This window comes from Streptomyces sp. NPDC000151 (assembly GCF_040301705.1).
Lineage (GTDB): Bacteria > Actinomycetota > Actinomycetes > Streptomycetales > Streptomycetaceae > Streptomyces.
Genome location: NZ_JBEPFC010000035.1, coordinates 1 through 23,858, shown reverse-complemented (window position 1 = coordinate 23,858; position 23,858 = coordinate 1). Strand labels below are relative to the sequence as shown.

Below are 23,858 nucleotides of genomic sequence, written 5' to 3'. Positions count from 1 at the left end.
CTCGGCGGCTAGCGGGTCTCCGCCTGGATCCAGGCCAGGTAGTCGGCGCCGCCGTGGACGACCGGCGTGGCGATGATCTCCGGGGTGTCGTAGTCGTGCGCCCCGCGGAGGTACTCCTCCAGCTCCTGGTACCGGTGACCGGTCGTCTTGAGGAGCACCTGCCACTCCTGGCTGGTCTCGATCCCGCCGTCCCATCGGTACACCGAGGTGACCGGCGCGCTGACCTGGGCACACGCCGCCAGGCGGGCCTCGATCGCGCCGCGGGCCAGCGCCTCGGCCTTCTCCGCTGCGTCGGTCGTCGTCAGCACGGTCAGGAATGCGGGCGGAGCGGTCTGCTCGGGCTGGTCGGTCACGGCAACGATCCTTTTAGCTCGCGGGCGGGCGGGTACCTGATCCTTCCGCATCCACGGGTACCACGGCGCGCCGATGACTTGCGGCGCCCGGCGCACCCGCGAGGATGGGGAAAGGAGACAGGACCACGCCACGGACCGCCGGCACGTCCGCGACCGAAGGGCCCCCTCATGGACGACCTCACCGCCCTCGCCCGCCAGCAGCTCGACGACGCCAAGGCCGACCCGCACGGCCGCAGCGCGCGGCTCTTCCTGCACGACGGGCCGCTGCGGCAGACCGTGATCGCGCTGGTCGGCGGCGCCTCGCTGGACGAGCACGTCTCGCCGCCGGCCGGCAGCATGCAGATCCTGCACGGGCATGTACAGATCACGACCGGCAGCGGCAAGCAGGACATGATCGCCGGGCAGGTCGCACAGATCCCGCGCGAGAAGCACGGCGTGACGGCCGTCGAGAACTCCGCCCTGCTGCTGACCTCGGTGACGCACGTCGACGGCATGTGAGCACCGCGGGCGGCACAACCTTCACCCCGTTCCGGCGGTCCGACTGACGAGAGTTCCGTTACGTACCGCATACGTACCGCCACGGGGGAAAGGTCTCGTCCATGCGTATCCGTTCCGTACGCCGTCGTACCGCGCTCACCGCCGCCCTTGCTCGCCGTACCGCACTCGCCGCCGCCCTTGCCGTGCTGGCCGCCACCGCCGTCGGCACGACCGCGGCCACGGCATCGGCCACGGCGTCCGCCACCGTCACTCCGCCGCGCTTCCTCTCGCCGAGCGAGCTCCCGCCGCACGCGTCCTCGCCCTGGTACGCCTCCAAGGTCACTCCCGGGCTGCCGGACCCGGAGCCGTTCTGCCTCGAAGGGGGCGTGGTGCCCGGCGGCGCCGGCACGTACCACCGCAGCTACTGGACCGAGTACGACACCGGCGCCGGGCAGGTCGGCGTGGTGACGTCCGACGACGACAGCGCGCGCCGGCTGGCGGCGAAGCTGCGCGAGAAGGTCGCGCGCTGTGCCGGCGACTGGCTGCACGACAAGCCCGGCGGCACCGCGTCCTGGAAGGACTACGGCACGGTCACCGCGGCGGACGGCGGCCGGGTGTACGGCATCCACACCTCGATCCCGGAGTCCGAGCCGGGCGTGCACCTCTTCGGCGTGGGCCGGTCGGGCCGTACGGTCACGGTCGTGCAGTGGGGCGAGATGGGCAATCTCGACCAGGCGCCGGTACCGGCCTTCAAGGCCACCCTCCGCCAGGCGCTCAACAAGCTCTGAGCCGACAAGCCCTGAGCCGACAAACTCCGAGCCGACAAGTTCCGAGCCGACAAGTTCGGAGAGCCCCGGCTCAGGCCAGCCACTGGTCGTACGCCATCGAGCACAGCAGCGCCGCGACGACCACGACCAGCACGCCGCGCACGAATCCGGCGCCCTTCTTCAGCGCCATCCGGGCGCCGGCCGTGCTGCCCGCGAGGTTGAACGCCGCGAGCAGCGCGCCCAGCCCCCACAGCACGGTGCCCTGGTAGGTGAACATCGCCAGGGCACCGATGTTGGTGCAGACGTTGACGACCTTCGCCGTCGCCGACGCGGTCACCAGGTCCATGTGCAGGACCGCCGCCAGCGCGATGACCAGGAACGCACCGGTGCCGGGGCCGATCAGCCCGTCGTAGAAGCCGATGCCGAGCCCGGCGATCAGCACGCCGGCGATCACCCGCTGCCGGGTGACCGGGCCCGACGGCGCGGGCGCGGTCCCGAAGGACGGCCGGAGCAGCACGAACGCGAGCACGCCCAGCAGCACGACCATGATCAGCGGGCGCAGCACCGCGCTGTCCAGCCCCGCCGCGAGGAACGCGCCGCCCAGCGAACCGCCCGCGGCGGCGAGCCCGATGCGCACCGCGGACGGCACGTCCAGCGGCGTCTTGCGTACGTAGGTGATGGCCGCGCCCGTCGTGCCGACCACCGCCGCCGACTTGTTGGTACCGAGCACGAAGGCGGCCGGCACGTGCGGGAGGCCGACGAGCAGCGCGGGCAGCAGGATCAGCCCGCCGCCGCCCACCACGGCGTCGATCCAGCCGGCCGCCAGCGCGGCCAGGCAGAGCAGGAGCAGAGTCGTCATGGATATGTCAGGCACCTGGTGATCTTACGGACCACCGGCCGTCAAGGGGCGGGGAGTTATGGATCTATGGTGGGCAGTTATGGACTCCGAGATCTTTTCCCTGGGCGGCGGGCTGCCGGTGCGACGGCTCGGATACGGCACGGCGCAGCTGACGGGGCCGGGTTACTGGGGTCCACGGCACGCCGACCCGCGGGACGCGGTGGCGGTGCTGCGGCGCGCGGTGGAGCGCGGCGTGAACTTGATCGACACCGCCGACAACTACGGCCCCGCGGTGGCCGAGGAGTTGGTCGCCGAGGCCCTGCATCCGTATCCCGAGGGCCTGGTGATCGCCACCAAGGGCGGCGTGGTCCGGACGAGCGCGGACGCCTGGCACATCGACGGACGGCCCGAGTCGCTGCGCGCGATGTGCGACGCGAGCCTGCGACGGCTCCGCCGAGAGACCGTCGACCTGTACCAACTGCACCGGCTGGACCCGAAGGTGCCGCTCGCCGACCAGTTGGGCATGCTGCTGGAGCTGCGGGAGGAGGGGAAGATCCGGCATATCGGGCTGGACACGATCGGGCCGGAGGAGCTGACCGCCGCGCTGGCGCTGGCTCCGATCGCCTCCGTGCAGAACCGGTACAACCTCATGGACCGCGGCTCGGAGGAGCTGCTGGCCCGCTGCGAGCAGCAGGGCATCGCGTTCCTGCCGTGGTTCCCGCTCGGCAACGGCGGGCTGACCGGCGGCGCCGCGCGCGCCCTCGACCTGGTCGCGGAGCGGCACGGCGCGAGCCACGGCCAGATCGCGCTGGCCTGGCTGCTGCACCGCTCCCCCGTCCTGCTGCCCACGCCCGGTACGGGGTCGCTCGCGCACCTGGAGGAGAACCTCGCCGCCGCGGACCTGGCCCTGAGCCCGGCCGACATGAAGCTGCTGGAGGACGCGGCGGGCTGAGCCCCCAGCCTTGAAAATCCCCGGTTCTCCCGAGCCGTCCGGGGTCACGCCCAAGGATCCACCGGCACCACGTCCACCGCCCGCCCCCGGTCGTCCAGCGCGCGCCCCATCAGCTTGGACTGCTTCAGGACGATCGCCCGGTCGTGCAGCTGGAGGTGCGGCAGCCGCTCGCCGAGCTGGATCTCCAGCCGCTGCACGTCCTGGATGGACTGGAGCCAGAGCGTGAACAGGAGGTTCTGCCGCCCGGTGACGGCCGCGCAGAGCCGCACCTCGGGCAGGCCCAGCAGGACCCGTGCGGTCTCCGTCAGGTGGGTGGCCGGCACGCTCGCCCACAGGGTCGCCGAGACCGGCCACTCGGTCAGCTCGCGGGCCACCTCGCAGCGCACCGCGATGTCCCGGTCCCCGAGCAGCCGGCCGAGCCGGCGCCGTACCGTGGGCGCGCTCAGCCCGACCGCGCGCCCGATCTCCACGGCGCTGCCCCGGCCGCCCCGCGACAGCTCGGTGATCAGCGCCCGGTCCTGCGCGTCCAGCGGCGCGGCGACACCCTGCGGCGCCTCGGCCGTGCGCAGCGCCTCGCGCTGCCGGGCGTCCAGGGCCCGCAGCCGCCAGCGGCTGCCCTCGCCGTAGACCCGGGTGGCGATGGCGGCCCGGGTGGCGGTGACGCCCGGCAGTTCGGCGATGCGCCGCAGCAGCAGGTCGGAGAGGGCGGCGAGGCCCGGTACGAAGACGGTGATGACCAGGTCACGGCCGCCTGCCATGTGCTCCACGGTGACCACCTGCGGCAGCCGTACGAGCGTCTCGGTGACCGTCTCGACGCTGCCGGCCACGCAGTCGATCTCCACGAACGCCACGCACATCCGGTCCAGCCGCCGCGCCCCCGGATAGGCGGTGACCCACGCGAGCCCGGACCGCTCCAGGCGGCTCCAGCGGCGGGCCGCGGTGACGGGGTCGATGCCCAGTACCGGGGCGAGCGTCTGCCACGAGGCGCGCGGCGCGATCTGCAGGGCGTGGACCAGCTGGGCATCGAGCCCGCTCAGCTCCAGAGGGATGTTTTCCTGCATGGTCACCGCCTCCTCGACGCTTTCCTGCGTCCTGAGGGTAATCCGTTTCCGTCGGTTCGGCCGCTGGCCAGCATGGCGATTCATTCGAGCCATTCGGCACCGCCTAAGAGCCAGGGTTATGACACCGGCTCTCACACCGGACGTTCGGTCGTCCGGGCCTACGAGACGAGGTCGGCGATGACATCAGCGACATCAGCGGTCGCGGCAAGAGCCGCGGACACCCCACGCACGGCGCACGGCAACGGGCGCAAGGCGCTGCTCGCCGCCACCGTCGGCGGTGTCGTGGAGTCCTTCGACTGGGCCATCTACGCCGTACTGGCCCCGTACTTCGCCGCGGCGATGTTCCCCGGCCACGACCCGGTGACCAAGCTGCTCGCCGCCTATGTGGGCTTCGCGGTCGGCTTCGTCGTACGGCCCTTCGGCTCCTACGTCGTGGGCCGGATCGCCGACTCGCGCGGCCGCCGGTTCGCCCTCACGCTCAGCATGGCGGTCATCTCCGGCGCCAGCATCCTGATCGCGGCGCTGCCCACCGCCGCGCTGATCGGCGCCGCGGCGCCCGTGCTGCTGATCGCGCTGCGGCTGGTCCAGGGCCTTTCGATGGGCGGCGAGAACCCCAGCGCCGCCGCGTACGTCACCGAGACCGCCCCGCGCCACCTGCGCTTCCTCTACAGCTCGATCTCGTACTCGGGCGTGGTCATCGGCAACATCCTCTCCTTCGGCGTGCTGACGCTGCTGCTGGTCGCGTTCGGCGAGGACGGCGTGCGCGGCGGCGGCTGGCGGATCGGCTTCCTGGTCGCGGCGGCGCTCGGCCTGCTGGCGCTGTGGATCCGGCGCGGCGTCGAGGAGAGCGCCGAGTTCGCGGAGGCCGGCGCGGCGGGCCCAACGGCCGCCGAGCGGCGCGTGCTGTACCGGTCGAACCTGCGCAACATGGCGGCGGTCTTCCTGATCTCGGTCGGCGCCACCGTCGGGTACTACTACGGCACCACCTACCTCCCCCAGTACGCGCAGCAGCTCGGCGTCGTCTCCGGCACCGAGTCGGCCGCCTCGATGCTGGGCCCGCTGGTGCTGCTGGTCGCGGCGATGGTCGTGGTCGGCAGGCTCGCCGACCGGCTGGGCGCGCTGCGCACCCTGCGGATCGGGCTGTGCCTGCTGGCCCTCGCCACCGTGCCGCTGATGCTGGCGCTGGCCCACGGGGCGCTGCCGATGTGGCTGGTCACGGTGGTCTACCTGGCGCTGATCGCGGCGCCCATCGGGCTGACCAACGTGCTCTTCGCGCAGCTCTTCCCGGTCGCGGTGCGGGTGGTCGCGATGGGCGTGCCGTACACGATCGCGATCGGGCTGTTCGGCGGCACGTTCCCGCTGCTGGCCCAGGCCATGGCCAAGGCCGGGCAGCTGACGCTGGTGCCCTGGTGGGCCGCCGGGGCCGCCGCCGTCTCCCTCGCGGGCACCTTCCTGATCCGCCCGGCGAAGGCCAAGCTGAAGCCCACCGAGACCACCAGCCGCTGATCTGTTCCACCCCCTCACCGAAGGAGTACAGATGAACCTGCGGGACGACGCCCGTGCCCTCTCGGGCGACCTCGTACAGCTGCGCCGCACGCTGCACCGCATCCCCGAGGTCGGCCTTGACCTGCCGCGCACCCAGGAGACCGTGCTGGCGGCGCTGGACGGGCTGCCGCTGGAGACCAGCACCGGCAGCGGGCTCAGCTCGGTCACGGCGGTGCTGCGCGGCGCGCAGCCGGGCCCGACGGTGCTGCTGCGCGGCGACATGGACGCGCTGCCGGTCGCCGAGAAGACCGGCCTGGACTTCGCCGCCGACTCCGGCCGGATGCACGCCTGCGGCCACGACCTGCACACCACCATGCTCACCGGCGCCGCCAAGCTGCTCTCGGCGCACCGCGACCGCCTCGCGGGCGACGTGGTCTTCATGTTCCAGCCCGGCGAGGAGGGCTTCGACGGCGCCGGGCAGATGCTGGCCGAAGGCGTACTGGACGCCTCCGGCCGGCGCCCGGACGCCGCGTACGCGATCCACGTGATGTCCGCGGGCCTGCCGAGCGGCGTCTTCGGGACCCGCGGCGGCCCGGCGCTCGCCGCGTCCAACGTCCTGAAGGTGACCGTCAACGGCGAGGGCGGCCACGGCTCGATGCCGCACCGCGCCAAGGACCCCGTGCAGGCCGCCTGCGCCATGGTCACCGCGCTCCAGGCGTGGATCACCCGCACCTTCGACGTCTTCGACCCGGTCGTGCTGACGGTGGGCACCTTCCACGCCGGTACCCAGCAGAACGTCATCCCGGACACCGCCACCTTCCACGCGACGGTCCGCAGCTTCTCGCCGGCCGCGCAGCAGAAGGTCAAGGACGGCTCGGTCGAGGTCTGCCGGGGCATCGCGCAGGCGTACGGGGTGGACGTCGACGCGCGGTTCATCGAGCAGTACCCGGTGACCGTCAACGACCACGCCGAGGCGGACTTCGTGGCGCACACCGTCCGGGAGGCGCTCGGCGAGGAGTGCTACGCGCCGCTGCCGCAGCCGCTGCACGGCTCGGAGGACTTCTCCCGGGTGATCGCCGAGGTGCCGGGTGCGATGCTGACGCTGGGCGCTCCGCCCGCCGGGGCCGACCCCGAGACCTCCCCGAACAACCACTCCCCGCTCGCCGTCTTCGACGACGCGGTACTGGCGGACGGCGCCGCGGTCTACGCGGAGCTGGCGGCCCGCCGCCTCGCCAAGGCGGCATAAGACGCTGTCCAGGCTCCTTCAAGGCTCCGCTCTCCTCACACGGCACCCCAGCGTGTGAGGAGAGCAGCGTTCCCTGGGGGAAACGACCGGGATGCGGCCGGGTAACAGCGGCGTCGCACGCTGCTGTGCATGACCTCGAAACAGCGCGTGGTGGTGATCGGCGGCGGAATGGCCGCCGCCCGGCTCGCGCGGCAGCTCGGCACCGGCGACAGCCGGGGGGAAGCCCGGTACGCGGTGACCGTGATCGGCGAGGAGCCGCACGCGCCGTACAACCGCGTGCTGCTCGCCGAGGTGCTGGCGGGCCGCTACACCCCCGAGGTGATCGCGCTGCCGGTGGTGTCCGGCGCGCGGTGGCTGAGCGGGGTGCGCGCGGTCCGGGTGGACCGGGACGCGCGGCGGGTGCTGTGCGACGACGGCCGCACCGTTCCGTACGACACGCTGGTGTTCGCCACCGGCTCCAACCCGGTACTCCCCCCGCTGCGCGGCCTGTTCACGCCCGGCGCCCATGAACTGCCCGACGGCGTCCACCCGTTCCGCACGATGGACGACTGCCAGGCCCTGAGCGCGGCGGCCGAGGGGACCCGTGCCGTGGTCATCGGCGGCGGACTGCTGGGCGTCTCGGCCGCCCGGGCGCTCGCCGAGCGCGGCGCACAGGTCGTCCTCGCCCACCAGGGCGAGCACTTGATGGAACGTCAGCTGGACGCCGAGGCCGGCGCACTGCTCCTCGCCCACCTGAAGGACCTGGGCGTCGAGGTGCACACCGAGTGCCGCGTCCGCGACCTGCACACCGAGGGCGGCGCGGTCCGCGCGGTGGAACTGGCCGACGGTTACGAGCTCAGCGCCGACCTCGTCGTCCTGGCGTGCGGTGTACGGCCCCGCACGGGCCTGGCGCACGCCGCCGGACTGACCGTCCGCCGCGGCATCGTCGTCGACGACGCGCTGCGCACCGACGATCCCCGCATCCACGCGATCGGCGACTGCGCGGAGCACGACGGCGTGCTCTACGGGCTGGCGGGACCGGCCCTGGAACAGGCCGACGCACTCGCCGCCCGGCTGCTCGACGACGCGGGCGCCTACCGCGGCACCCGCGCCCTCACCCGCCTCACCCTGAGTGGCCCCTCCCCCACCGCACAGACCCCCGTCCTCGACCTCGCCGCCTTCGGCGAGACCACCCCGGCACCCGGCGACGACGTCATCCGCCTCAGCGACGCCACCCGCAGCGCGTACCGCCGGGTCGTCGTCCGCGGGGACCGGCTGGTCGGCGGCATTCTTCTCGGCGATCTCGGCACCGTCGGCGCGCTCGCCCGTACCTGGGAGGGCGACGAACCACTGCCCGCCGCTCCCGTGCTCCACCTGCTCACCAACGATGGAGGCCACTGACCATGACTGCCGCACCCACGACCGGCGCACCTACGATCGTGCTCATCGGCCACGGAATGGTCGGCCAGCGCTTCCTGGAGGCCCTCGCGGAGCGCGGGGTGACCGACACCGCCCGCGTGGTCGTCCTCTGCGAGGAGCCCCGTCCCGCGTACGACCGGGTCCAGCTCACCTCGTACTTCTCCGGCCGCAGCCCCGAGGACCTCTCCCTCGTCGAGGCGGACTTCATCGAGAAGCACGGCATCGAACTGCGTCTGGGCGACCCGGCCGAGACCGTGGACCGCGCCACCCGCACGGTGACCGCCCGCTCCGGCTTCACCGTCCAGTACGACCAGCTCGTCCTGGCCACCGGCTCCTACCCCTTCGTCCCGCCGGTCCCCGGCAAGGACAGCACGGGCTGCTTCGTCTATCGGACGATCGAGGACCTGCTGGAGATCGAGGAGTACGCCAAGAATTCCCGTACCGGCGTCGTCGTCGGCGGCGGTCTGCTCGGCCTGGAGGCGGCCGGCGCGCTCACGGGCCTGGGCCTGGACACGCACGTCGTGGAGTTCGCGCCGCGGCTGATGCCGGTACAGGTGGACGACGGCGGCGGCGAGGCGCTGCGCCGCACCATCGAGGACATGGGCGTGACCGTGCACACCGGCGTCGGCGGCAAGGAGATCGTCGCGGCCGCCGACGGCGCGGTGACCGGCATGGACCTGTCCGACGGCGCCCGCATCGACACCGATCTCGTGATCTTCTCGGCGGGCGTCCGGCCGCGCGACCAGCTGGCCCGCGACTGCGGCCTGGAGGTCGGCGAGCGCGGCGGCATCAAGGTCGACGAGCAGTGCCGCACGGCGACCGACCCCGCGGTCTTCGCGATCGGCGAGTGCGCGCTGGCCGTCGACGGCCGGGTGTACGGCCTGGTCGCGCCCGGTTACGAGATGGCCGAGACCGCGGCCTCCGCCATCGCCGCTGTCGAGACGGCCGGCTTCACCGGCGCCGACACCTCCACCAAGCTCAAGCTGCTCGGCGTGGACGTGGCGTCCTTCGGCGACGCGCACGGCACCGCCGAGGGCTGCCTGGACGTCGTGTACGCCGACTCCCGCTCCGGCGTCTACAAGAAGCTGGTGATCGGCCAGGACGGCACGCTGCTCGGCGGCATCCTGGTCGGCGACGCCGAGGCGTACGGCACGCTCCGGCCGCTCACCGGCAGCGTCCCGCCCGTCGCCCCCGAGCAGCTGGTCCTCCCCGCCGGCGCCGGCGCCCCCGTCGCCCTCGGCCCCTCCGCGCTCCCCGACGAGGCGGTCATCTGCAACTGCCACAACGTCACCAAGGGCACCATCCGCGCCGCCGTCACCGAGCACTCCTGCGGCACGGTCCCCGAGGTCAAGAAGTGCACCAAGGCCGGCACCGGCTGCGGCTCCTGCGTCAAGGCGCTGACCACCCTGGTCAACGACGAGCTGGAGCTGAACGGCGTCACCGTCGACAAGGGCCTGTGCGGCTGCTTCCCGCACACCCGCGCCGAGCTGTACGAGATCGTCCGCACCCTGCGCCTCACCTCGTACGAGGAGCTGCTCGCCTCGCACGGCCGCCCCGAGGCCCGCGACGGCGACGGCTGCGAGGTCTGCAAGCCGGCCATCGGCTCGATCATCGCCTCGCTCGCGCCCACCCTCGGCGCCAGCGGCTACGTCCTGGACGGCGAGCAGGCGGCGCTGCAGGACACCAACGACCACTTCCTCGCCAACCTCCAGCGCAACGGCTCGTACTCGATCGTGCCGCGCATCCCCGGCGGCGAGATCACCCCCGAGAAGCTGATCGTCATCGGCGAGGTGGCCCGCGACTTCGGCCTCTACACGAAGATCACCGGCGGCCAGCGGATCGACATGTTCGGCGCGCGAGTGGACCAGCTGCCGAGGATCTGGGCCCGCCTGGTGGACGCCGGATTCGAGTCCGGCCACGCGTACGGAAAGGCGCTGCGCACCGTCAAGTCCTGCGTGGGCCAGACCTGGTGCCGCTACGGCGTCCAGGACTCCGTCCGCATGGCCATCGACCTGGAGCTGCGCTACCGGGGCCTGCGCTCGCCGCACAAGCTGAAGTCCGCGGTCTCCGGCTGCGCCCGCGAGTGCGCCGAGGCCCGCGGCAAGGACTTCGGCGTCATCGCCACCTCCAACGGCTGGAACCTGTACGTCGGCGGCAACGGCGGCGCCGACCCGCGCCACGCCGACCTGCTCGCCCAGGACCTCTCCGACGCCGAGCTGGTCCGCCTGATCGACCGCTTCCTGATGTTCTACATCCGCACCGCCGACCGCCTGGAGCGCACCTCCGCCTGGCTGGAGCGCATCGAAGGCGGCCTGGACCACGTCCGCGACGTCGTCGTCCACGACTCGCTCGGCCTCTGCGCGGAGCTGGAGGCGCTGATGGCCGACCACGTCGCCCACTACCGCGACGAATGGGCCGAGACCCTCGACGATCCCGAGCGCCTGGCCCGCTTCGTCTCCTTCGTCAACGCGCCCGACGCGCCCGACCCGTCCGTCCGCTTCGTCGCCGAGCGCGACCAGATGAAGCCGGACCTGGACCTGCTCGCCGGCCCCACGCTCCCCGTACGCACCCTGGAAGGGACTGTCGCCCGATGACCGAGACCCTCGAACGCCCGCTGACCACCGGCACGATCGAACTGCGCACCGACCGCGGCTGGCTCTCCGTCTGCGCCCCCTCCGGGCTCGTCCCCGGGCGCGGCGTGGCCGTGCTGCTGCCCGACGGTGGTCAGGCGGCGGTCTTCCTGGACCGCGCCGGCCGTCCGTACGCGATCGGCAACCGCGACCCCTTCACCGGCGCCTACGTCCTCTCCCGCGGCCTCACCGGCTCCGCCGACGGCCGCCCGTATGTCGCCTCCCCCCTCCTGAAGCAGCGCTTCGACCTGGAGACGGGCGCCTGCCTGGACGACGCGGCGGTCTCGGTCCCGGTGTACGAGACCCGCGTCGCCCCGGAGACGGCGGAGACCGCGGCGGCCGCCTGACAGCCGACCGCTCCCCCAACCCGGCCGCCCCGCCCGCGCCTTCCCTGCCCTGCCCGGCGCGCGGCGGGGCGGTCGCACGCGGACCGCCCTGTGTACCGGCGTACGCTGGCAAGAGCGCTACGGACGAGTACATACGTACCGAAAGGTTCAGGCAATGGCCCGCCGCTGGAACACGTCCCACATTCCCGACCAGACCGGCCGGCTGGCCGTCGTCACCGGGGCCAACAGCGGCCTCGGCTACGTCACGGCCCGGGAGCTCGCCCGCCGCGGCGCCAGAGTGATCCTCGCCTGCCGCGACAAGGACCGCGGCGCCGCTGCCGCCGCCCACCTGCACGCCGAACTCCCCGCTTCCGACATCGAGCTGCGCACCCTCGACCTCGCCGACCTGGCCTCCGTCCGCGCCTTCGCCGCCGACCTGGCCCCCACCCGCCTCGACCTGCTCGTCAACAACGCCGGCGTGATGGCCCTGCCGCACCGCCGCACCGCCGACGGCTTCGAGATGCAGTTCGGCACCAACCACCTCGGCCACTTCGCGCTGACCGGCCTGCTCCTCCCCGCGCTGCTCGGCACGCCCGGCGCCCGCGTCGTCACGGTCTCCAGCGGCTTGCACGCCCTCGCCGACGTCGACCTCGCCGACCTCAACTACGAGCACCGCCGCTACCGCCGCTGGATCGCCTACGCCCGCTCCAAGTCGGCCAATCTGCTCTTCACGCACGAGCTGGCCAACCGCCTCGCCCGCGCCGGCTCCGATGTACTGTCCGTGGCCGCGCACCCCGGCTACGCCGCCACCAACCTGCAGACCGCCGGCGTCCGCATGGAGGGCCGCACCCGCGCCGAGCGCGCCGTCCTCCTCGGCAACCGCGTCATCGCGCAGCCCGCCGAGACCGGCGCGCTCCCGGCCCTGTGCGCGGCCACGGCCCCGCACATGAAGCCGGACGCGTTCCTCGGCCCGCAGGGCGGCCTCCGCGGTGCCCCCGCACCGTCCTTCCGCGCCCCGTGGACGAAGGACGACACCACGTCGGACGCCCTGTGGACCGCCTCGGAACAACTGACGGGCGTGACCTACGACTTCACCCCTGGGTCGCGGGCCTGACGTTCTGGTTCACGTGGAAGAAGTTGTCCGGGTCGTACGTCCGCTTCACGCCCGCGAGGCGGTCGTAGTGGTCGCCGTAGGTGGCCCGGACCCGGTCCTCCCCTTCCCCCTCGCCGAGGAAGTTCACGTAGCCGCCGCCCATCGAGTGCGGGTGCAGCGCCTCCCAGTACCCGACGCTCCACTCCTTGACCGTCCGAGCGTTGGCCGGGTCGGGATCGATCCCCGCGAAGACGCCGGACCAGAGCGCGTCCCGGTAGTTCCACGCGGTCTCGTCGTTCCCGACCCGGTGCGCGGCGCCGTCGACCGGATACAGGTGCATCGTCGACAGCCCGTCCGGCAGCCCTTCCGCGTACGTGAGATGCGCGTCCAGCGCGGCGTCCGGAATCCGGTCGAAGAAATTGCCGCGCCAGTACCACTGCAGTCCGGGCGGCATCAGCTCGTCGAACATGGTCTGCAGCGCGGGATACGGCATCGGCGCCGCGAAATGGAAGGCGGGCTTTCCGGCCTCTCGTACGGCGGCGAGCGCATCGCCCAGCCGCTCCATTTCACCCGTCCAGCACCACACCACGCCGCACATCTTCCGCCCGTGGATCTCTTCGGGGAACGGCGGCCCCGGCGGCACGTTCAGCACCGCGAAGAAGCCGTACAGATCGTCCCCCTGCCGCGGCAGGAATTCCCGGTACCAGGCCAGTACTTCACGCGTCCGCTCGGCCGGCCACACCGTGATCCCGACCCCCACCGTGCTCACCGGATGCAGCCGGTAGGTGAAGGACGTCACCACTCCGAAATTGCCGCCGCCACCGCGCAGCGCCCAGAACAGATCCGCGTGGTTTTCCTCGTCCGCACGTACGAAACTGCCATCCGCCAGTACGACGTCGGCGCCCAGCAGACTGTCCACGGTCAGGCCGTACTTCCGCGTGAGGTACCCGTGCCCGCCGCCGAGCGTCAGCCCGCCGACGCCTGTCGTGGACAGGATGCCGGTGGGTACGCCGAGCCCGAAGGGGTGCGTGGCGTGGTCGAGGTCGGCGAGCAGTGACCCGCCGCCCACCTGCGCGGTCCGCGCGCCGGGATCGACCCGCACCCACCGCATCGGCGCGAGGTCGACGGTAACGCCCCCGTCCACGATCCCGAGCCCGGGCCCGCTGTGTCCCCCGCCCCGCACGGCGAGCTCCAGCCCTTTCTCGCGTACGGCCCGCACCGCGCTCATGACGTCGGCGGCGTCCGAGCACCGCACGACCGCACCGGGACGCTTGTCAATCATCCCGTTGTAGACCTTGCGAGCCTCGTCGTACCCGGAATCCTCCGGCCCGATAACCGGCCCCCGCACCGCATTCCGCAGCCCGTCAAGAATTTCCCTGTCCATGGCGCCTCCAGTGGCGAGCCGGGACAAATACTTCGTCCGCGCTGCGGGGTTCCGTGCGCGGCTGCTGGTTGAGCTTGTGGCGCTCGATGGAGGATTGCCGGTAGACCTCTTTGCGGGCCCGCATGATGTTGCCCAGCGGGGCGTGCTCGGCGGTGACCCGCCAGGGTGTGAAGGACAGCGCGTCCATTTTCTCCAGGTTGTCCTGGCCGGAGATGTCCTGGCGCGGCAAGCGCAGCCTGGCCACGGTGACGAACGGCGAGAGCCGTTCGGGCCACTCCACGGTGGTGTCCTCCACCGGCATCCGCTCCAGGTCGGTGCAGAGCTGTACCTGGATGTCGAAGGCGTAGGGCCGCTCCCGCAGCTCGGCCACCAGGGCCGGCCGGAAGACCTCCGGCGCCGAGGTCGGGTCGATGGCGCGCTGGACCACCGCGGCCGCGCAGCGCGGGTCGGGGGCGATGCGTACCTTGGCGATGTAGTTCCCGTGCCGGACGGCGCCCATCGTCCAGTAGGTCGACAGCAGTACGTTGACCGGGGCGAGGTGTGACAGGCGCAGGAAGGCCAGGAATTCGTCCCAGGCCCAGTCGTCCTGGTCCAGCGTTCCCTTTCCGGTCACGAACTCGGCGAAGAATCGGTGCGCGCCGGGTCGGCCCTGGGAGAAGTACTCCGGTGCGTTCAGGAACAGGTCCTGGATGAACAGGTAGTGCTCGACCGTGTTGCAGAAGAACACCGGCGCGTTGATGTTGGCGTAGTCGAACGTGCCTGTGTCCGGTTCGTCCTCCAACAGGGTCGGGCCGTCGATGCCGAAGATCTTCAGCGCCAGTCCGGTCGCGCTGCCCAGCCGGGCGTCGGCTCCGGCGTGGGGTGAACCGTTGGAGAAGCGGATGAGCGCGTCGTGGGTGCCCGGCGTCGCGTAGATGCCTTGCGCGTACTCGGGAGGGAGCCCGGGCAGGATCTCCACCTGCCCGCGGACCAGCCCGTACCCCTTGGCGTGGGCGTCGCGGACGGCCCGGCCCGTGCCACCGGCCGTGACCGACTCGGCGATGAAGCGCCGTGTCTTGTCGAGCACCGTCTGCAGGTGACGGTCGAAGTGCGGGTCATCGTCCTCGACATCCCGCGTGTAGGGAACGAACCGTGCTGCCATGACGTCGACCTCTTCTCGGGGACCGCGGTGGCGGCTTCAGGGAGCCGGAAAGCCCCTCAGCCCTCCAGCTCGGCGAGCCACCGCAGGGCGCGCAGACCCGGCAGGAAGCAGTACTCACCGCCTCGGGTGACCACGAAGCTGGGCATGTTCCGCAGGCGGCGGCGGATCGGCTGCTCCGGGATGGTGGCGCTGCCGGTTCCGTCGTGGTGCCCGGCCACCGGGTCCTGCTCGCCGGGGTAACCGATGAAGTTGCCGTCGTTGACCCACTCGGCCTTGATGAACTCGAACTGCCGCTCCAGGTGGGCCCCGATGAAGACGCCGATCAGGCCCCGGTCGGCGCCGTCGTCCTCCAGTACGCCCTCCGGCAACGGCGGGCCGTAGGTGGTGCCGCGGCGGATGAGGCGATGCATCCGCGCGTCGCCGATGATGGTGGCGTCGCGGGGGTTCACGCGCCGGATGTGCGCACCGGCGGGGCACCGGAAGCCGCGGTCGTCGTTCTCCCGGTACAGGAAGTCGTTGTTGCGGTGCGGGTCGGTGCCCAGCTCCGCGTCATCGTGCTCCGGGGCCAGCGTCAACGGCGCTCCGCTGGGCCAGCGCCCGACCATCTTGGCCGCCAGGAGCGCTTCTTCCTCGGCGCTGGTGGTGTTCGCGCGCAGGTACCGGCGCCAGGCCGCCACCTTGGTGTGCAGCTTGCGCACCGCCACGTAGGTCCCGTTGCGCCCCAGCACATCGGGGCTGGGCATGGGCGGAAGATTGCCGGTCTCGTCGGGGTAGCCGAGGAGGAACTCGCCCGCTTTGAGGGGGACTTCCTGGCCGTTGGAGCCGGGCAGCCCGAGGCCCTCGATGTTCGGATGGCTGATGCCGTCGCGGAAACCGAAGGTGGTGCGTCCGGTCGGGAGCTGGTGGACCTCCTGCCGCCAGATCACCTTGATCCCCGGCGTCTCCTGGAAAGCGACGCGGGCCTGCTCCAGTGCCTTCTCCAGCCGCGCCGCATCCGGGGAGAGGGCACTCAGCACGACATGGACATCGGCCGTGCCGAACGGCGGCTCCCAGTGGTCCGGGGCACTCTCGCCCACGTCACCGATCAGGTGCGCACGCGCCGCCATGCCCTGGCGAAAAGCCTGCGGAAAGCTTTCCAGCGACTCCTGGGGCACTCCCAGCGCCCGCAGTCCCTGGTAGGTGAAGGCCACCGCCACCCAGGCATCCTGGCTGGGGGCCGCGCTGGGGAGACCGCCCTCGACCGCCGGGAGCAGCCGCCGCAGCAGGGTACGGCCGGCGTGGCGGTCATCGACACGCAGGAAGACGAACCGCCCCTCGTACGGTACCGGCCGTGGATGCAATGCCCCGCTCTGGACATCGTCGATCTCGACGCGCGCTCCGGACCCGCTCGTGCTTGAGGCCGCGTTCATGATCGCCTGCGCCTCCGCATCGGTTTCTGCCTGAACAACCCCGCGGCGGCCGGCTCGCTCCGGCCGGCGCGGGTCCATGAAACGCCGGGGCTCGGGCGCTAGCCTGCGGCTTCCTCCATCAGCTTCCGGAAGGCGGGTGTGGCCACCAACTCCGCGTTGGCCGGGTTGTCCAGCACGGCCCGGAACTCGGGAGTGTCCAGCACCGCCTGGAACGCCTCGCTCACGCGCTGGTCCTTCCAGATCTGCTGCACCGTCAGGTCGGGATAGGAGCTGACGAAGATCCCCGCGGGCGCCTGGTGGGCGATGAACCAGTCCTTCACCCCCGGATCGGTGATGCCGGGGAACCCTTCGGTGTGGGAGAAGACCTTCTCGAAACGGGACCCGATCGACGTCTTGCCGAAGTCGTCGATGTAGGTGTCCCAGGAGCCGTCGAAGACACTGGCGAACATGTGCCGGGTGTCGTTGTCGAACAGCACGTGACGTGCGTCGTGCAGGGTGCCGATCTGCCGCAGCGCCCCGCGGGCGTCCTTGTCGGACGACGCGTCGGCGAGCGTGGCGAGATCCTCACGCATCGCGTCCGCATGACCGGGCTTGATTTTGGTGAAGACGGTGAACTCGCTGCACACCCCGTCCGTCATGCCCGGACGCTCGGGCTGGGCAGCCGACGGGTTTTTACCTGACGTCGCAGCCATCGTGAATCACTCCTGCCACGGATACGTCCAAGGGTCGCCAAGCGCTCCAGAATGACGCGCCATCGCCCTCCTCCCCCATTCTGAGCACATGGCCTGCGCCCGCACAGCCCAGAATTCGCCACCGCAGGAATTAGGACGGAAACGCTTCACAGAAAGCAGGAATTATCGTCCGGCCAAGCTCAACTCCGCGCGGACGGTTTTACCGATCGAGGGACGGTCCAGCACCGTCCAGTAGGTGGCGAGGGCGGCAACGAGCAGCAGACCACGGCCGGTTTCGGCGTACGGGGGCGGGGGTGCGAGGACGGGCGCTGGACGGGATTCGGTACGGGTGTCGCTCACTTCGATGCGAAGGGTCGCGGGGGCGGTCCGGTGGTCCGGGAGCAGGAGGGTGAGGGAGAGCTCGAAGTCGCGGCCGGGGACGCGGCCATGGGTCACGGCGTTGGTGGCGAGTTCGGCGACGATCAGGGTGGCGGAGAAAGCCGCGTCACTGCCGTAAGGGATGCCCCATTCCACGAGCCGCCGCTCCGCCAGGAGGCGGGCCAGCCGGGCGCCGCGGGGCGTGGAGCTGAAACGCTGCGTGAACATACGTACGGTGACGGGCGACCGGGGAAGCCGATGGGCCGGCGGGATGACCATGGGCCAACGATTGCGCCTGGTCGGGACGTTGGCCACGCTTTGGACTCGTACGCCGGGTCAGCGTACGAGTCCGGAGTATGGACAGTACGCATCACAGCGCGTAACCATGTGCGCGTCGGGGCGGGCGATACCGGAGGTGACCGGGCATGGCGATGACGTACGGCGGGGAACCGGAGTCGTCGGACAGTTTGAAGGGGTTCGGCGCGGTCGCGAAGGCGTTCCGCGAACGCGCCGGGCTGACACAGGAGGAGCTGGCCCCGTTGGTGCGGTACGCCCCGCACACGGTGGCGTCGATCGAGCAGGGAAGGCGGTTTCCTCCGGATGATTTCGTGGAGACGGCGGAAGAAGTACTCGACGCCTTCGGCGCGTTGAGAGCCGCCGCACGATATCTGTCGCGGCAGCCGGGCCTCGCAGCGTGGTTCCGCCAGTGGGCGAAGCTGGAGGAACAGGCGGTGAGCCTGTGTACGTACGAGTGCCGGGTGGTTCCGGGGCTGCTTCAGACGAAGGCGTACGCGGAGGCCGTGACGGTGAGCGTCCCCCCTCCGCCCACCGAGGAGGAGGTGGAGCAGCGCGTCGCCGCGCGGCTGGCTCGTCAGGCATTGCTCACTCGCAAGCCGCCGATCGCCTTCAGCTTCATCATCGAGCAGGCGCTGCTGGAGCGGCGCACCGGTGGCGATGAGGTCACCAGGGAGCTCATCGACCACCTGCTCAAGTGTGGCGAGCTGACCAACGTCGAGTTGCAGATCATGCCGCTCAAACAACCGGACCACTGCGGGCTCGACGGCCCGATGCAGCTTCTGGAGACGCCGGAGCACCAGTGGCTCGCGTACTGCGAAGGCCAGCAGACGGGGCAGCTGGTCTCCGGCCGCAAGGACGTCAGCATGCTGTTGCAGCGCTATGCCAAACTTCGCTCACAGGCTCTGTCCCACGCAGACTCCATGAGCCTGCTGAAGCGAATGCGAGGAGCGCTATGAGCAATACCGAACTGGCGTGGTTCAAGAGCAGCTACAGCGGCTCGCAGGGCGACAGCTGCGTCGAGGTCGCGACCTCCCCCGGCACCGTGCGCATCCGGGACTCCAAGGCCCCGGAGGGGCCCCAGCTCGCGGTCACCGCGCACGCATGGGCGGAATTCGTCGCGTACGCGACTACCCGCTGAGGGAGTCGCGGGTCAGGCCCAGCTCCTGGGCCAGCGCGCCCTCCGCCCACTGGAGCATCGACGTACGTGACAGCGGGCCCTCGTAGGAGGTCATCTGGACGGCGAGGCCGTCCAGGAGGGCCGTGAGGCGCCAGGCCGATGCCTCGGGGTCGGGGCAGTGGAATTCGCCGGCCGCCGCGCCCTCGGCCATGACATCCGCGAGGGCGCGCTTCCACTGCTGGTCCAGGCCCCCGGCCGTCTCCCGCAGGACCGGGTCGCGCAGGGCCGCCGCCCAGCCCTCGATCCACAGGCGCCAGCCCTTCGCCTGGCCGGTCGGCGCGTACCACCGCACCGCCGCGCGCAGTCGGCGGACCGCCGTCGTGCGGCGCCCCAAGAGGCGCCGCAGATGCGCGAGATCGGCCTCCGCGGCATGCGCGAACGCCGCCGCGACGAGCTTCTCCTTGGTCGAGAAGTGGTAGAGGACGAGGGCGTTGGAGACGCCCAGCGCCGAGGCCACATCGGAGACGCGAACGGCCGCGACACCACGCGCCTCGATCTGCTCAATCGCGGCGCGCAGCAGCTCTTCGCGCCGCTCCGCCACGTTCAACCGGACTCTTGCCACGCCGTCAGCCTACAGGCGGGCCGGACTGCTGCCGGAAGTCTTGACACCGGGTCGCGGCGGGTTCACAGTCACCGACTACTGACTGTGCATTCAGTTAGTTGGAGCGCTCCACGTCCGTTCGCACCCGCGCCGTCGCAGGAGTTCGTCGTGAGACATACAGAAACCCCGCAGCCGTCCGCGCCACCGGGCCACAGCGGCCACCGCGGCCACCGCGGCCACCGCGGGGCGGACGCCCCGGATCTCTCCGAGGGCTGGGGCGAGCAGCGGGGGCGGCTGCGGAAGGATCTGCGGCGGCTGGACGTGCTGTTCTTCCTGATCTGCACGCTGGTCGGGCTGGACACGATCGGGTCGGTCGCGGCGCAGGGGCCGCAGGGGCTGACCTGGATGGCGATCCTGGCCGTCGCCTTCTTCCTGCCGTACGGGCTGCTCGTCGCGGAATTGGGTTCCGCCTTTCCCGTGCAGGGCGGGCCTTACGTCTGGACGCGGCTCGCTTTCGGGCGGCTGACGGCGGGGCTGAATCAGATCCTGTACTGGATTTCCAATCCGGTGTGGGTCGGCGGCAGCCTGTGCATCATCGCGCTGACGACGTGGGAGGAATTCTTCACGCCGCTGCCGGGGATGTGGAAGTACGCGGCCGGGCTGGTCTTCATCTGGGGCGGGGCGCTCGCCGTCGTACAGGCCGTACGGTTCGGGAAGTGGGTGCCGATCGCGGGAGCGGTGGCGCGGATCGTACTGCTGGGCTTCTTCCTGGTGTCCGTGGTCGTCTTCGCGGTGGAACACGGAGTGCACGCGCTGCCGGCGGGCGAATTCGCGCCGACGTACGCGGGATTCATCGCGCTCGTGCCCGTACTCATCTTCAATTACGTGGGATTCGAGCTGCCGAGTTCGGCGGCCGAGGAGATGGCCAATCCCCGACGGGACATTCCGCTGTCGATCCTGCGGTCGGGGCTGGCGTCGCTGGTGCTGTACGGCGGCCCGATTCTGGGAATCCTGTTTGTTCTGCCGGGGAAGGAGATCGGGAGCCTCGGCGGATTCATCGACGCGTGCAAGGCCGTTTTCACCGTGTACGGAGGTCATATCGCGGCCGACGGCACCGTCACGCTGAGCGGGGCGGGGTCCGTCTTCGGCGGCATCGCGGCGGCCGGACTCATCATCGGTCTGCTGACCAGCGGCGTCACGTGGGCGATGGGGGCGCACCGGGCACAGGCGGTGGCCTGCGCGGACGGCGTGGGACCGGCCTGGCTCGGGAAGATCGACGCGAAGCGCGGGACGCCGGCGCGGGTGAATCTCCTGTCGGCCGCCCTCGCCTCGGTCCTTTTCGTACTCGCGCTGAATCTGACCGAGGGGGACGGGGAGAAATACTTCGCGGCGGGGCTGGGGCTGACGATTTCCACGACGTTCATCTCGTACGTGATCACGTTCCCGAGCCTGCTGGTGCTGCGGCGGAAGTACCCGGACACGCCGCGCCCGTACGCCGTACCGGGCGGGCGCGTCGGGGCGTGGGTGGTGACCGCGCTGGCGACGGGGCTCGTCGCGTTCACGGTCGTGGTGCTGGTCTGGCCGGGCTTCGGGGTGGGGTGGTTCGGTACGGCCGGTTCGGCGGGTGACTCGCTGCCGGAGTCCTTCGCGGGCCAGCGGCTGGCCTACACGCTCAGCCAAGTCGTGCCGCTGGCCCTTTTCCTGGCCATCGGGCTGGTCTTCTACGCGCTGGGGGCGAAGACGCGCCGGGCCAAGGGGTAGCGAAGGACGGGAGAAGGGCCGCCGGATTACTTCACCGTACGGTGAAGTAATCCGTCCAGGCGTCGACGAGCAGCTGGCGGATCCCAGGGTCCGCCTGCTGGGCGGCCGGGCTGAAGGTGCCGGTGACACCGAAGTAGTAGAGATTCCCGCCATTGATCGCCGAATGGTCCTGGGCGGGATTGTCGACGCTTCGGCTCAAGTGGACGTTCGCGAAGGCCGCGATGGTGGTGCACACGTAGTACACCCAGTCGTTGGGGGCGGCGTTGTTGGGCCGCCAATCGCTCATGGCCATGCCGTTCGACTGCCTTTCGAAGTGGATCGGACTTCGGCGAGGAATCGGACTTCGGGGTCAGACCCTTCGGGGTCAGACCGCCTTGAGCGAGATGTCTCCCGTGAGGCTGACCGTCATCTGGTAGTCCTGCGGGCTGCTGTCGACGGCGGCGAGCTTGAACTCACCCTTGCCGTCGTCCCACTGCCCCATGACCTTCCAGTCGCTGTCCCAGATGATGCAGCGCCCGCGCCCCGTCTGGACGCTTAACGGCTTGTCCTTGTGCTGCGAGATCCAGGCATAGGCGCCGCTGAACGACCTGGGGTCGACGGTCTGGCTGTCGCCGGGGTGCTCCTCATTGAGGAAGGACACATGGGCGTTGGACTGGTTGTCGCATCCCCTGATACCGGTCGTCATGTCGGTCTCCCTTTCGGTGCGCGTTGGGCTTTCCTGACATGAACGAATCTAGGGAGCGCCGATCAACGTCCCGTAAATCTGCGTGTTTATAGCACCTAACGGCCGCTTTTACGCCTTGACCTCGATTGATACAGGAAACGCTATCGATCGAATGCAAACTTGCATCAACTCAGAACTCTCCGAGGACCGCGTGGGCGTCCAGGGCGAGGGCGCCGCCCGGGTGGACGAGGAGCGGGTTGATCTCGATCTCGGCGAGTTCGGGGTGTTCGGCGGCGGCCCGGGCGAGGGCGCACAGGGCGGCCGCCGCGGCGTCCAGGTCGACGGGCGGGGCGCCGCGCCAGCCCGTGAGCAGGGGCGCGTGGCGCAGGGAGAGCAGCAGGTCGCGGGCGTGGGCGGCGGTGAGCGGGGCCAGGGCGAGGGCGGTGTCGGCGAGGAGTTCGGCGCGTACGCCACCGATGCCGGCCATGAGGACCGGGCCGAAGGCGGGGTCGCGCCGTACGCCGGCGATCAGTTCGACCGCGTACGGAGGTGTGGCCATGGCCTCGACGGCGTACCGGCCCGCGCCGGTCGCGGCGGTCGCGGCGGTGGCCGCGCGCATACGGGCGAAGGCGGTGCGCAGCGCGGGCTCGTCGGCGAGGCCGAGCGCCACCCCGCCGGCCTCCGTCTTGTGGGCCAGACCCATCGCCTTCAGGGCGAGCGGAAAGCCGATGCGGTGGGCGGCCGCCGCGGCCTCGTCGGCGGTACGGACGAACTCGGCGGCGGGGAACGTCAGTCCGTACGAGCAGAGCAGGTCGCGGGTGGTCTCGTAGTCGCCGTCGGGGGCGCGGTACGGGGACGGGGGCGGGGTGGGCAGGGGCGGTCTGGGGTGTGCCGTACGGAGGCGGGCCAGGCCGGACAGGGCCGCGGCGGCCTGCTCGATCCGTTCGTGGACCGGGATGCCGCGCTGCCGGAGGACGGCGAGGGCGGGGGTGTCGCGGGCCATGGTGTGGACGAGGAGCGGGCGGCCGGACGACGCGGCGGCGTCGGCGAGGTCCCGCGCCACGTCGGTCTCGCGCGCGGCCTGCGCCGGATTGCCGGTGGCGTAGTCGCCGAAGTAGCCGGTGAGGACGACGGCATCGGCTTCGCCGCAGGTCAGGAGGGTGCGGGCGAGGCGCGCGTAGGTGCCGAGGTCGGCTTCGCCGGCGCCTGCGAGGTCTACGGGGTTGGCGGAGGCGGCGGTGGGTGGGAGGTGGGCGGCGAGCGTCGCCGCGGTGGCGGCGGAGAACGCCGGTACGTCCAGGCCGCGGGCGGCGAATGCGTCTGCGGCCAGGGCGCCTTGGCCTCCGCTGTCGGCGAGGATGGCGATGCGTGATGGCTGTCGGTGGCTGGGGTGCGCGGTGGCGGCTTCCCGCCGCTGGGGTGCCGCTGCGCCCACCCGTGCCGCCCCAGCGGCACGACTGCCCGCAGCTGGGTGGGGAGGGGTGGCACGACTGCCCGCAGCTGGGTGGGGAGAGGAGCGCCCCGCCAGGGGCGCGGGGAACTGCGCGAGCGGCCACGACGGCGGAGAAGTCGCCAGCGGTGGGGCAGGGGCTGCCCCTGCAGCGCGACCGCGCGCAGCCAGCAGGCACAGGGCCGTGTCCACCACCTCGCCCGCCGTATCCAGCAGCAACGCGCCGGCGTCCCGGCAGACGGCGGCGACCGTGGCGCGGGCGCTTACCAGGGCGCCCGTGTGGGAGGCCGCGGCGCGGCCGGACGCGGCGCTGCGGCCGACGGTCAGCAGCAGGACCGGTTTGCCGGCCGCGTGCGCCG

24 protein-coding genes are annotated in these 23,858 nt (G+C 71.5%); 12 read left to right on the top strand and 12 right to left on the bottom strand.

From position 1 onward, the window contains the following. Window positions 1-8: 8 nt before the first annotated feature. Window positions 9-353 (bottom strand): divalent-cation tolerance protein CutA, encoded by a 345-nt coding sequence (gene cutA, locus ABT381_RS13305; RefSeq protein WP_351592331.1) that lies wholly within the window; start codon window positions 351-353, stop codon window positions 9-11. Between the two features lie 168 nt (window positions 354-521). Between cutA and ABT381_RS13300 the strand changes: the two genes are divergently transcribed. Together ABT381_RS13300 and ABT381_RS13295 are read left to right on the top strand one after the other, a co-directional pair. Further along, on the top strand, window positions 522-851 hold the full coding sequence (locus ABT381_RS13300) for a cupin domain-containing protein (protein ID WP_351592328.1): 330 nt from the start codon (window positions 522-524) through the stop codon (window positions 849-851). Window positions 852-952: 101 nt separating this feature from the next. Further along, a complete protein-coding gene (locus ABT381_RS13295; RefSeq protein WP_351592325.1) occupies window positions 953-1,618 on the top strand; it encodes a hypothetical protein in 666 nt (221 codons plus the stop codon). Window positions 1,619-1,688: 70 nt separating this feature from the next. Here the strand turns inward: ABT381_RS13295 and ABT381_RS13290 are convergent, their stop codons facing one another. After that, window positions 1,689-2,471: a TSUP family transporter gene (locus ABT381_RS13290; RefSeq protein ID WP_351592322.1), complete on the bottom strand. Its 783-nt coding sequence runs from the start codon at window positions 2,469-2,471 to the stop codon at window positions 1,689-1,691. Window positions 2,472-2,535: 64 nt separating this feature from the next. On the opposite strand from ABT381_RS13290, the gene ABT381_RS13285 reads away from it, so the two are divergent. Further along, a complete protein-coding gene (locus ABT381_RS13285; RefSeq protein WP_351592319.1) occupies window positions 2,536-3,387 on the top strand; it encodes an aldo/keto reductase in 852 nt (283 codons plus the stop codon). 44 nt (window positions 3,388-3,431) lie between these two features. Here the strand turns inward: ABT381_RS13285 and ABT381_RS13280 are convergent, their stop codons facing one another. Further along, window positions 3,432-4,448, bottom strand: coding sequence for an Lrp/AsnC family transcriptional regulator (locus tag ABT381_RS13280; RefSeq protein WP_351592316.1), 1,017 nt, complete (start codon window positions 4,446-4,448; stop codon window positions 3,432-3,434). 177 nt (window positions 4,449-4,625) lie between these two features. Between ABT381_RS13280 and ABT381_RS13275 the strand changes: the two genes are divergently transcribed. The 6 genes from ABT381_RS13275 (at window position 4,626) to ABT381_RS13250 (ending at window position 12,647) form a co-directional block, all read left to right on the top strand. After that, window positions 4,626-5,954: an MFS transporter gene (locus ABT381_RS13275; RefSeq protein ID WP_351592313.1), complete on the top strand. Its 1,329-nt coding sequence runs from the start codon at window positions 4,626-4,628 to the stop codon at window positions 5,952-5,954. A gap of 31 nt (window positions 5,955-5,985) precedes the next feature. After that, entirely contained in the window at window positions 5,986-7,179 is a 1,194-nt protein-coding gene (locus ABT381_RS13270) for a M20 metallopeptidase family protein (protein ID WP_351592311.1), read from the top strand. A gap of 129 nt (window positions 7,180-7,308) precedes the next feature. Beyond that, the gene (locus ABT381_RS13265; RefSeq protein WP_351592308.1) at window positions 7,309-8,559 is read left to right on the top strand and encodes an NAD(P)/FAD-dependent oxidoreductase; all 1,251 of its coding nucleotides are present in this window, start codon (window positions 7,309-7,311) and stop codon (window positions 8,557-8,559) included. A 2-nt stretch (window positions 8,560-8,561) separates the two neighbouring features. Then, window positions 8,562-11,171: a nitrite reductase large subunit NirB gene (gene nirB, locus ABT381_RS13260; RefSeq protein ID WP_351592305.1), complete on the top strand. Its 2,610-nt coding sequence runs from the start codon at window positions 8,562-8,564 to the stop codon at window positions 11,169-11,171. After that, window positions 11,168-11,554: a nitrite reductase small subunit NirD gene (gene nirD, locus ABT381_RS13255; RefSeq protein ID WP_351592302.1), complete on the top strand. Its 387-nt coding sequence runs from the start codon at window positions 11,168-11,170 to the stop codon at window positions 11,552-11,554. Before nirB ends, nirD begins: the two co-directional genes overlap by 4 nt. 154 nt (window positions 11,555-11,708) lie before the next feature. Continuing rightward, on the top strand, window positions 11,709-12,647 hold the full coding sequence (locus ABT381_RS13250; protein WP_351592299.1) for an oxidoreductase: 939 nt from the start codon (window positions 11,709-11,711) through the stop codon (window positions 12,645-12,647). Here the strand turns inward: ABT381_RS13250 and ABT381_RS13245 are convergent. From ABT381_RS13245 to ABT381_RS13225, 5 genes are all read right to left on the bottom strand, one after another. Further along, complete coding sequence (locus ABT381_RS13245) at window positions 12,625-14,010, bottom strand: FAD-binding oxidoreductase (RefSeq protein WP_351592297.1); 1,386 nt, start codon at window positions 14,008-14,010, stop codon at window positions 12,625-12,627. The two genes, ABT381_RS13250 and ABT381_RS13245, sit on opposite strands and share 23 nt — an antisense overlap. Then, on the bottom strand, window positions 13,991-15,151 hold the full coding sequence (locus ABT381_RS13240; protein ID WP_351592294.1) for a catalase family protein: 1,161 nt from the start codon (window positions 15,149-15,151) through the stop codon (window positions 13,991-13,993). Before ABT381_RS13240 ends, ABT381_RS13245 begins: the two co-directional genes overlap by 20 nt. Window positions 15,152-15,207: 56 nt before the next feature. Further along, on the bottom strand, window positions 15,208-16,560 hold the full coding sequence (locus tag ABT381_RS13235; protein ID WP_351592291.1) for a Dyp-type peroxidase: 1,353 nt from the start codon (window positions 16,558-16,560) through the stop codon (window positions 15,208-15,210). 98 nt (window positions 16,561-16,658) lie between these two features. Next, window positions 16,659-17,198: a hypothetical protein gene (locus ABT381_RS13230; protein WP_351592288.1), complete on the bottom strand. Its 540-nt coding sequence runs from the start codon at window positions 17,196-17,198 to the stop codon at window positions 16,659-16,661. A 216-nt stretch (window positions 17,199-17,414) separates the two neighbouring features. Further along, window positions 17,415-17,837, bottom strand: a complete 423-nt coding sequence (locus tag ABT381_RS13225; protein ID WP_351592285.1) for an ATP-binding protein — start codon at window positions 17,835-17,837, stop codon at window positions 17,415-17,417. A gap of 197 nt (window positions 17,838-18,034) precedes the next feature. Between ABT381_RS13225 and ABT381_RS13220 the strand changes: the two genes are divergently transcribed. Together ABT381_RS13220 and ABT381_RS13215 are read left to right on the top strand one after the other, a co-directional pair. Next, window positions 18,035-18,862: a helix-turn-helix domain-containing protein gene (locus ABT381_RS13220; protein ID WP_351592282.1), complete on the top strand. Its 828-nt coding sequence runs from the start codon at window positions 18,035-18,037 to the stop codon at window positions 18,860-18,862. After that, window positions 18,859-19,044, top strand: coding sequence for a DUF397 domain-containing protein (locus ABT381_RS13215; RefSeq protein ID WP_351592280.1), 186 nt, complete (start codon window positions 18,859-18,861; stop codon window positions 19,042-19,044). Before ABT381_RS13220 ends, ABT381_RS13215 begins: the two co-directional genes overlap by 4 nt. On the opposite strand, the gene ABT381_RS13210 is transcribed toward ABT381_RS13215, so the two are convergent. Further along, the gene (locus ABT381_RS13210; protein WP_351592278.1) at window positions 19,034-19,645 is read right to left on the bottom strand and encodes a TetR/AcrR family transcriptional regulator; all 612 of its coding nucleotides are present in this window, start codon (window positions 19,643-19,645) and stop codon (window positions 19,034-19,036) included. The two genes, ABT381_RS13215 and ABT381_RS13210, sit on opposite strands and share 11 nt — an antisense overlap. 147 nt (window positions 19,646-19,792) lie before the next feature. Here ABT381_RS13210 and ABT381_RS13205 point away from each other — a divergent pair, with 147 nt between their 5' ends. Next, window positions 19,793-21,385, top strand: coding sequence for an APC family permease (locus tag ABT381_RS13205; protein WP_351592276.1), 1,593 nt, complete (start codon window positions 19,793-19,795; stop codon window positions 21,383-21,385). Between the two features lie 31 nt (window positions 21,386-21,416). Here ABT381_RS13205 and ABT381_RS13200 read toward each other — a convergent pair whose 3' ends face one another. The 3 genes from ABT381_RS13200 to ABT381_RS13190 all read right to left on the bottom strand — a co-directional run. Continuing rightward, complete coding sequence (locus ABT381_RS13200; protein ID WP_351592274.1) at window positions 21,417-21,677, bottom strand: hypothetical protein; 261 nt, start codon at window positions 21,675-21,677, stop codon at window positions 21,417-21,419. Window positions 21,678-21,749: 72 nt separating this feature from the next. Then, complete coding sequence (locus ABT381_RS13195; RefSeq protein WP_351592272.1) at window positions 21,750-22,070, bottom strand: hypothetical protein; 321 nt, start codon at window positions 22,068-22,070, stop codon at window positions 21,750-21,752. A gap of 169 nt (window positions 22,071-22,239) precedes the next feature. Beyond that, the coding region (locus ABT381_RS13190; RefSeq protein WP_351592270.1) for an acetate--CoA ligase family protein at window positions 22,240-23,858 on the bottom strand (1,619 nt) is incomplete at its 5' end.

Coding starts and splice junctions, on each gene's coding strand:
- ABT381_RS13300 (WP_351592328.1), top strand. CDS start 522: ATGGACGACCTCACCGCCCTCGCCCGCCAGCAGCTCGACGACGCCAAG.
- ABT381_RS13295 (WP_351592325.1), top strand. CDS start 953: ATGCGTATCCGTTCCGTACGCCGTCGTACCGCGCTCACCGCCGCCCTT.
- ABT381_RS13285 (WP_351592319.1), top strand. CDS start 2,536: ATGGACTCCGAGATCTTTTCCCTGGGCGGCGGGCTGCCGGTGCGACGG.
- ABT381_RS13280 (WP_351592316.1), bottom strand. CDS start 4,448: ATGCAGGAAAACATCCCTCTGGAGCTGAGCGGGCTCGATGCCCAGCTG.
- ABT381_RS13275 (WP_351592313.1), top strand. CDS start 4,626: ATGACATCAGCGACATCAGCGGTCGCGGCAAGAGCCGCGGACACCCCA.
- ABT381_RS13270 (WP_351592311.1), top strand. CDS start 5,986: ATGAACCTGCGGGACGACGCCCGTGCCCTCTCGGGCGACCTCGTACAG.
- ABT381_RS13265 (WP_351592308.1), top strand. CDS start 7,309: ATGACCTCGAAACAGCGCGTGGTGGTGATCGGCGGCGGAATGGCCGCC.
- nirB (WP_351592305.1), top strand. CDS start 8,562: ATGACTGCCGCACCCACGACCGGCGCACCTACGATCGTGCTCATCGGC.
- nirD (WP_351592302.1), top strand. CDS start 11,168: ATGACCGAGACCCTCGAACGCCCGCTGACCACCGGCACGATCGAACTG.
- ABT381_RS13250 (WP_351592299.1), top strand. CDS start 11,709: ATGGCCCGCCGCTGGAACACGTCCCACATTCCCGACCAGACCGGCCGG.
- ABT381_RS13245 (WP_351592297.1), bottom strand. CDS start 14,010: ATGGACAGGGAAATTCTTGACGGGCTGCGGAATGCGGTGCGGGGGCCG.
- ABT381_RS13240 (WP_351592294.1), bottom strand. CDS start 15,151: ATGGCAGCACGGTTCGTTCCCTACACGCGGGATGTCGAGGACGATGAC.
- ABT381_RS13235 (WP_351592291.1), bottom strand. CDS start 16,560: ATGAACGCGGCCTCAAGCACGAGCGGGTCCGGAGCGCGCGTCGAGATC.
- ABT381_RS13230 (WP_351592288.1), bottom strand. CDS start 17,198: ATGACGGACGGGGTGTGCAGCGAGTTCACCGTCTTCACCAAAATCAAG.
- ABT381_RS13225 (WP_351592285.1), bottom strand. CDS start 17,837: ATGTTCACGCAGCGTTTCAGCTCCACGCCCCGCGGCGCCCGGCTGGCC.
- ABT381_RS13220 (WP_351592282.1), top strand. CDS start 18,035: ATGGCGATGACGTACGGCGGGGAACCGGAGTCGTCGGACAGTTTGAAG.
- ABT381_RS13215 (WP_351592280.1), top strand. CDS start 18,859: ATGAGCAATACCGAACTGGCGTGGTTCAAGAGCAGCTACAGCGGCTCG.
- ABT381_RS13200 (WP_351592274.1), bottom strand. CDS start 21,677: ATGGCCATGAGCGATTGGCGGCCCAACAACGCCGCCCCCAACGACTGG.
- ABT381_RS13195 (WP_351592272.1), bottom strand. CDS start 22,070: ATGACGACCGGTATCAGGGGATGCGACAACCAGTCCAACGCCCATGTG.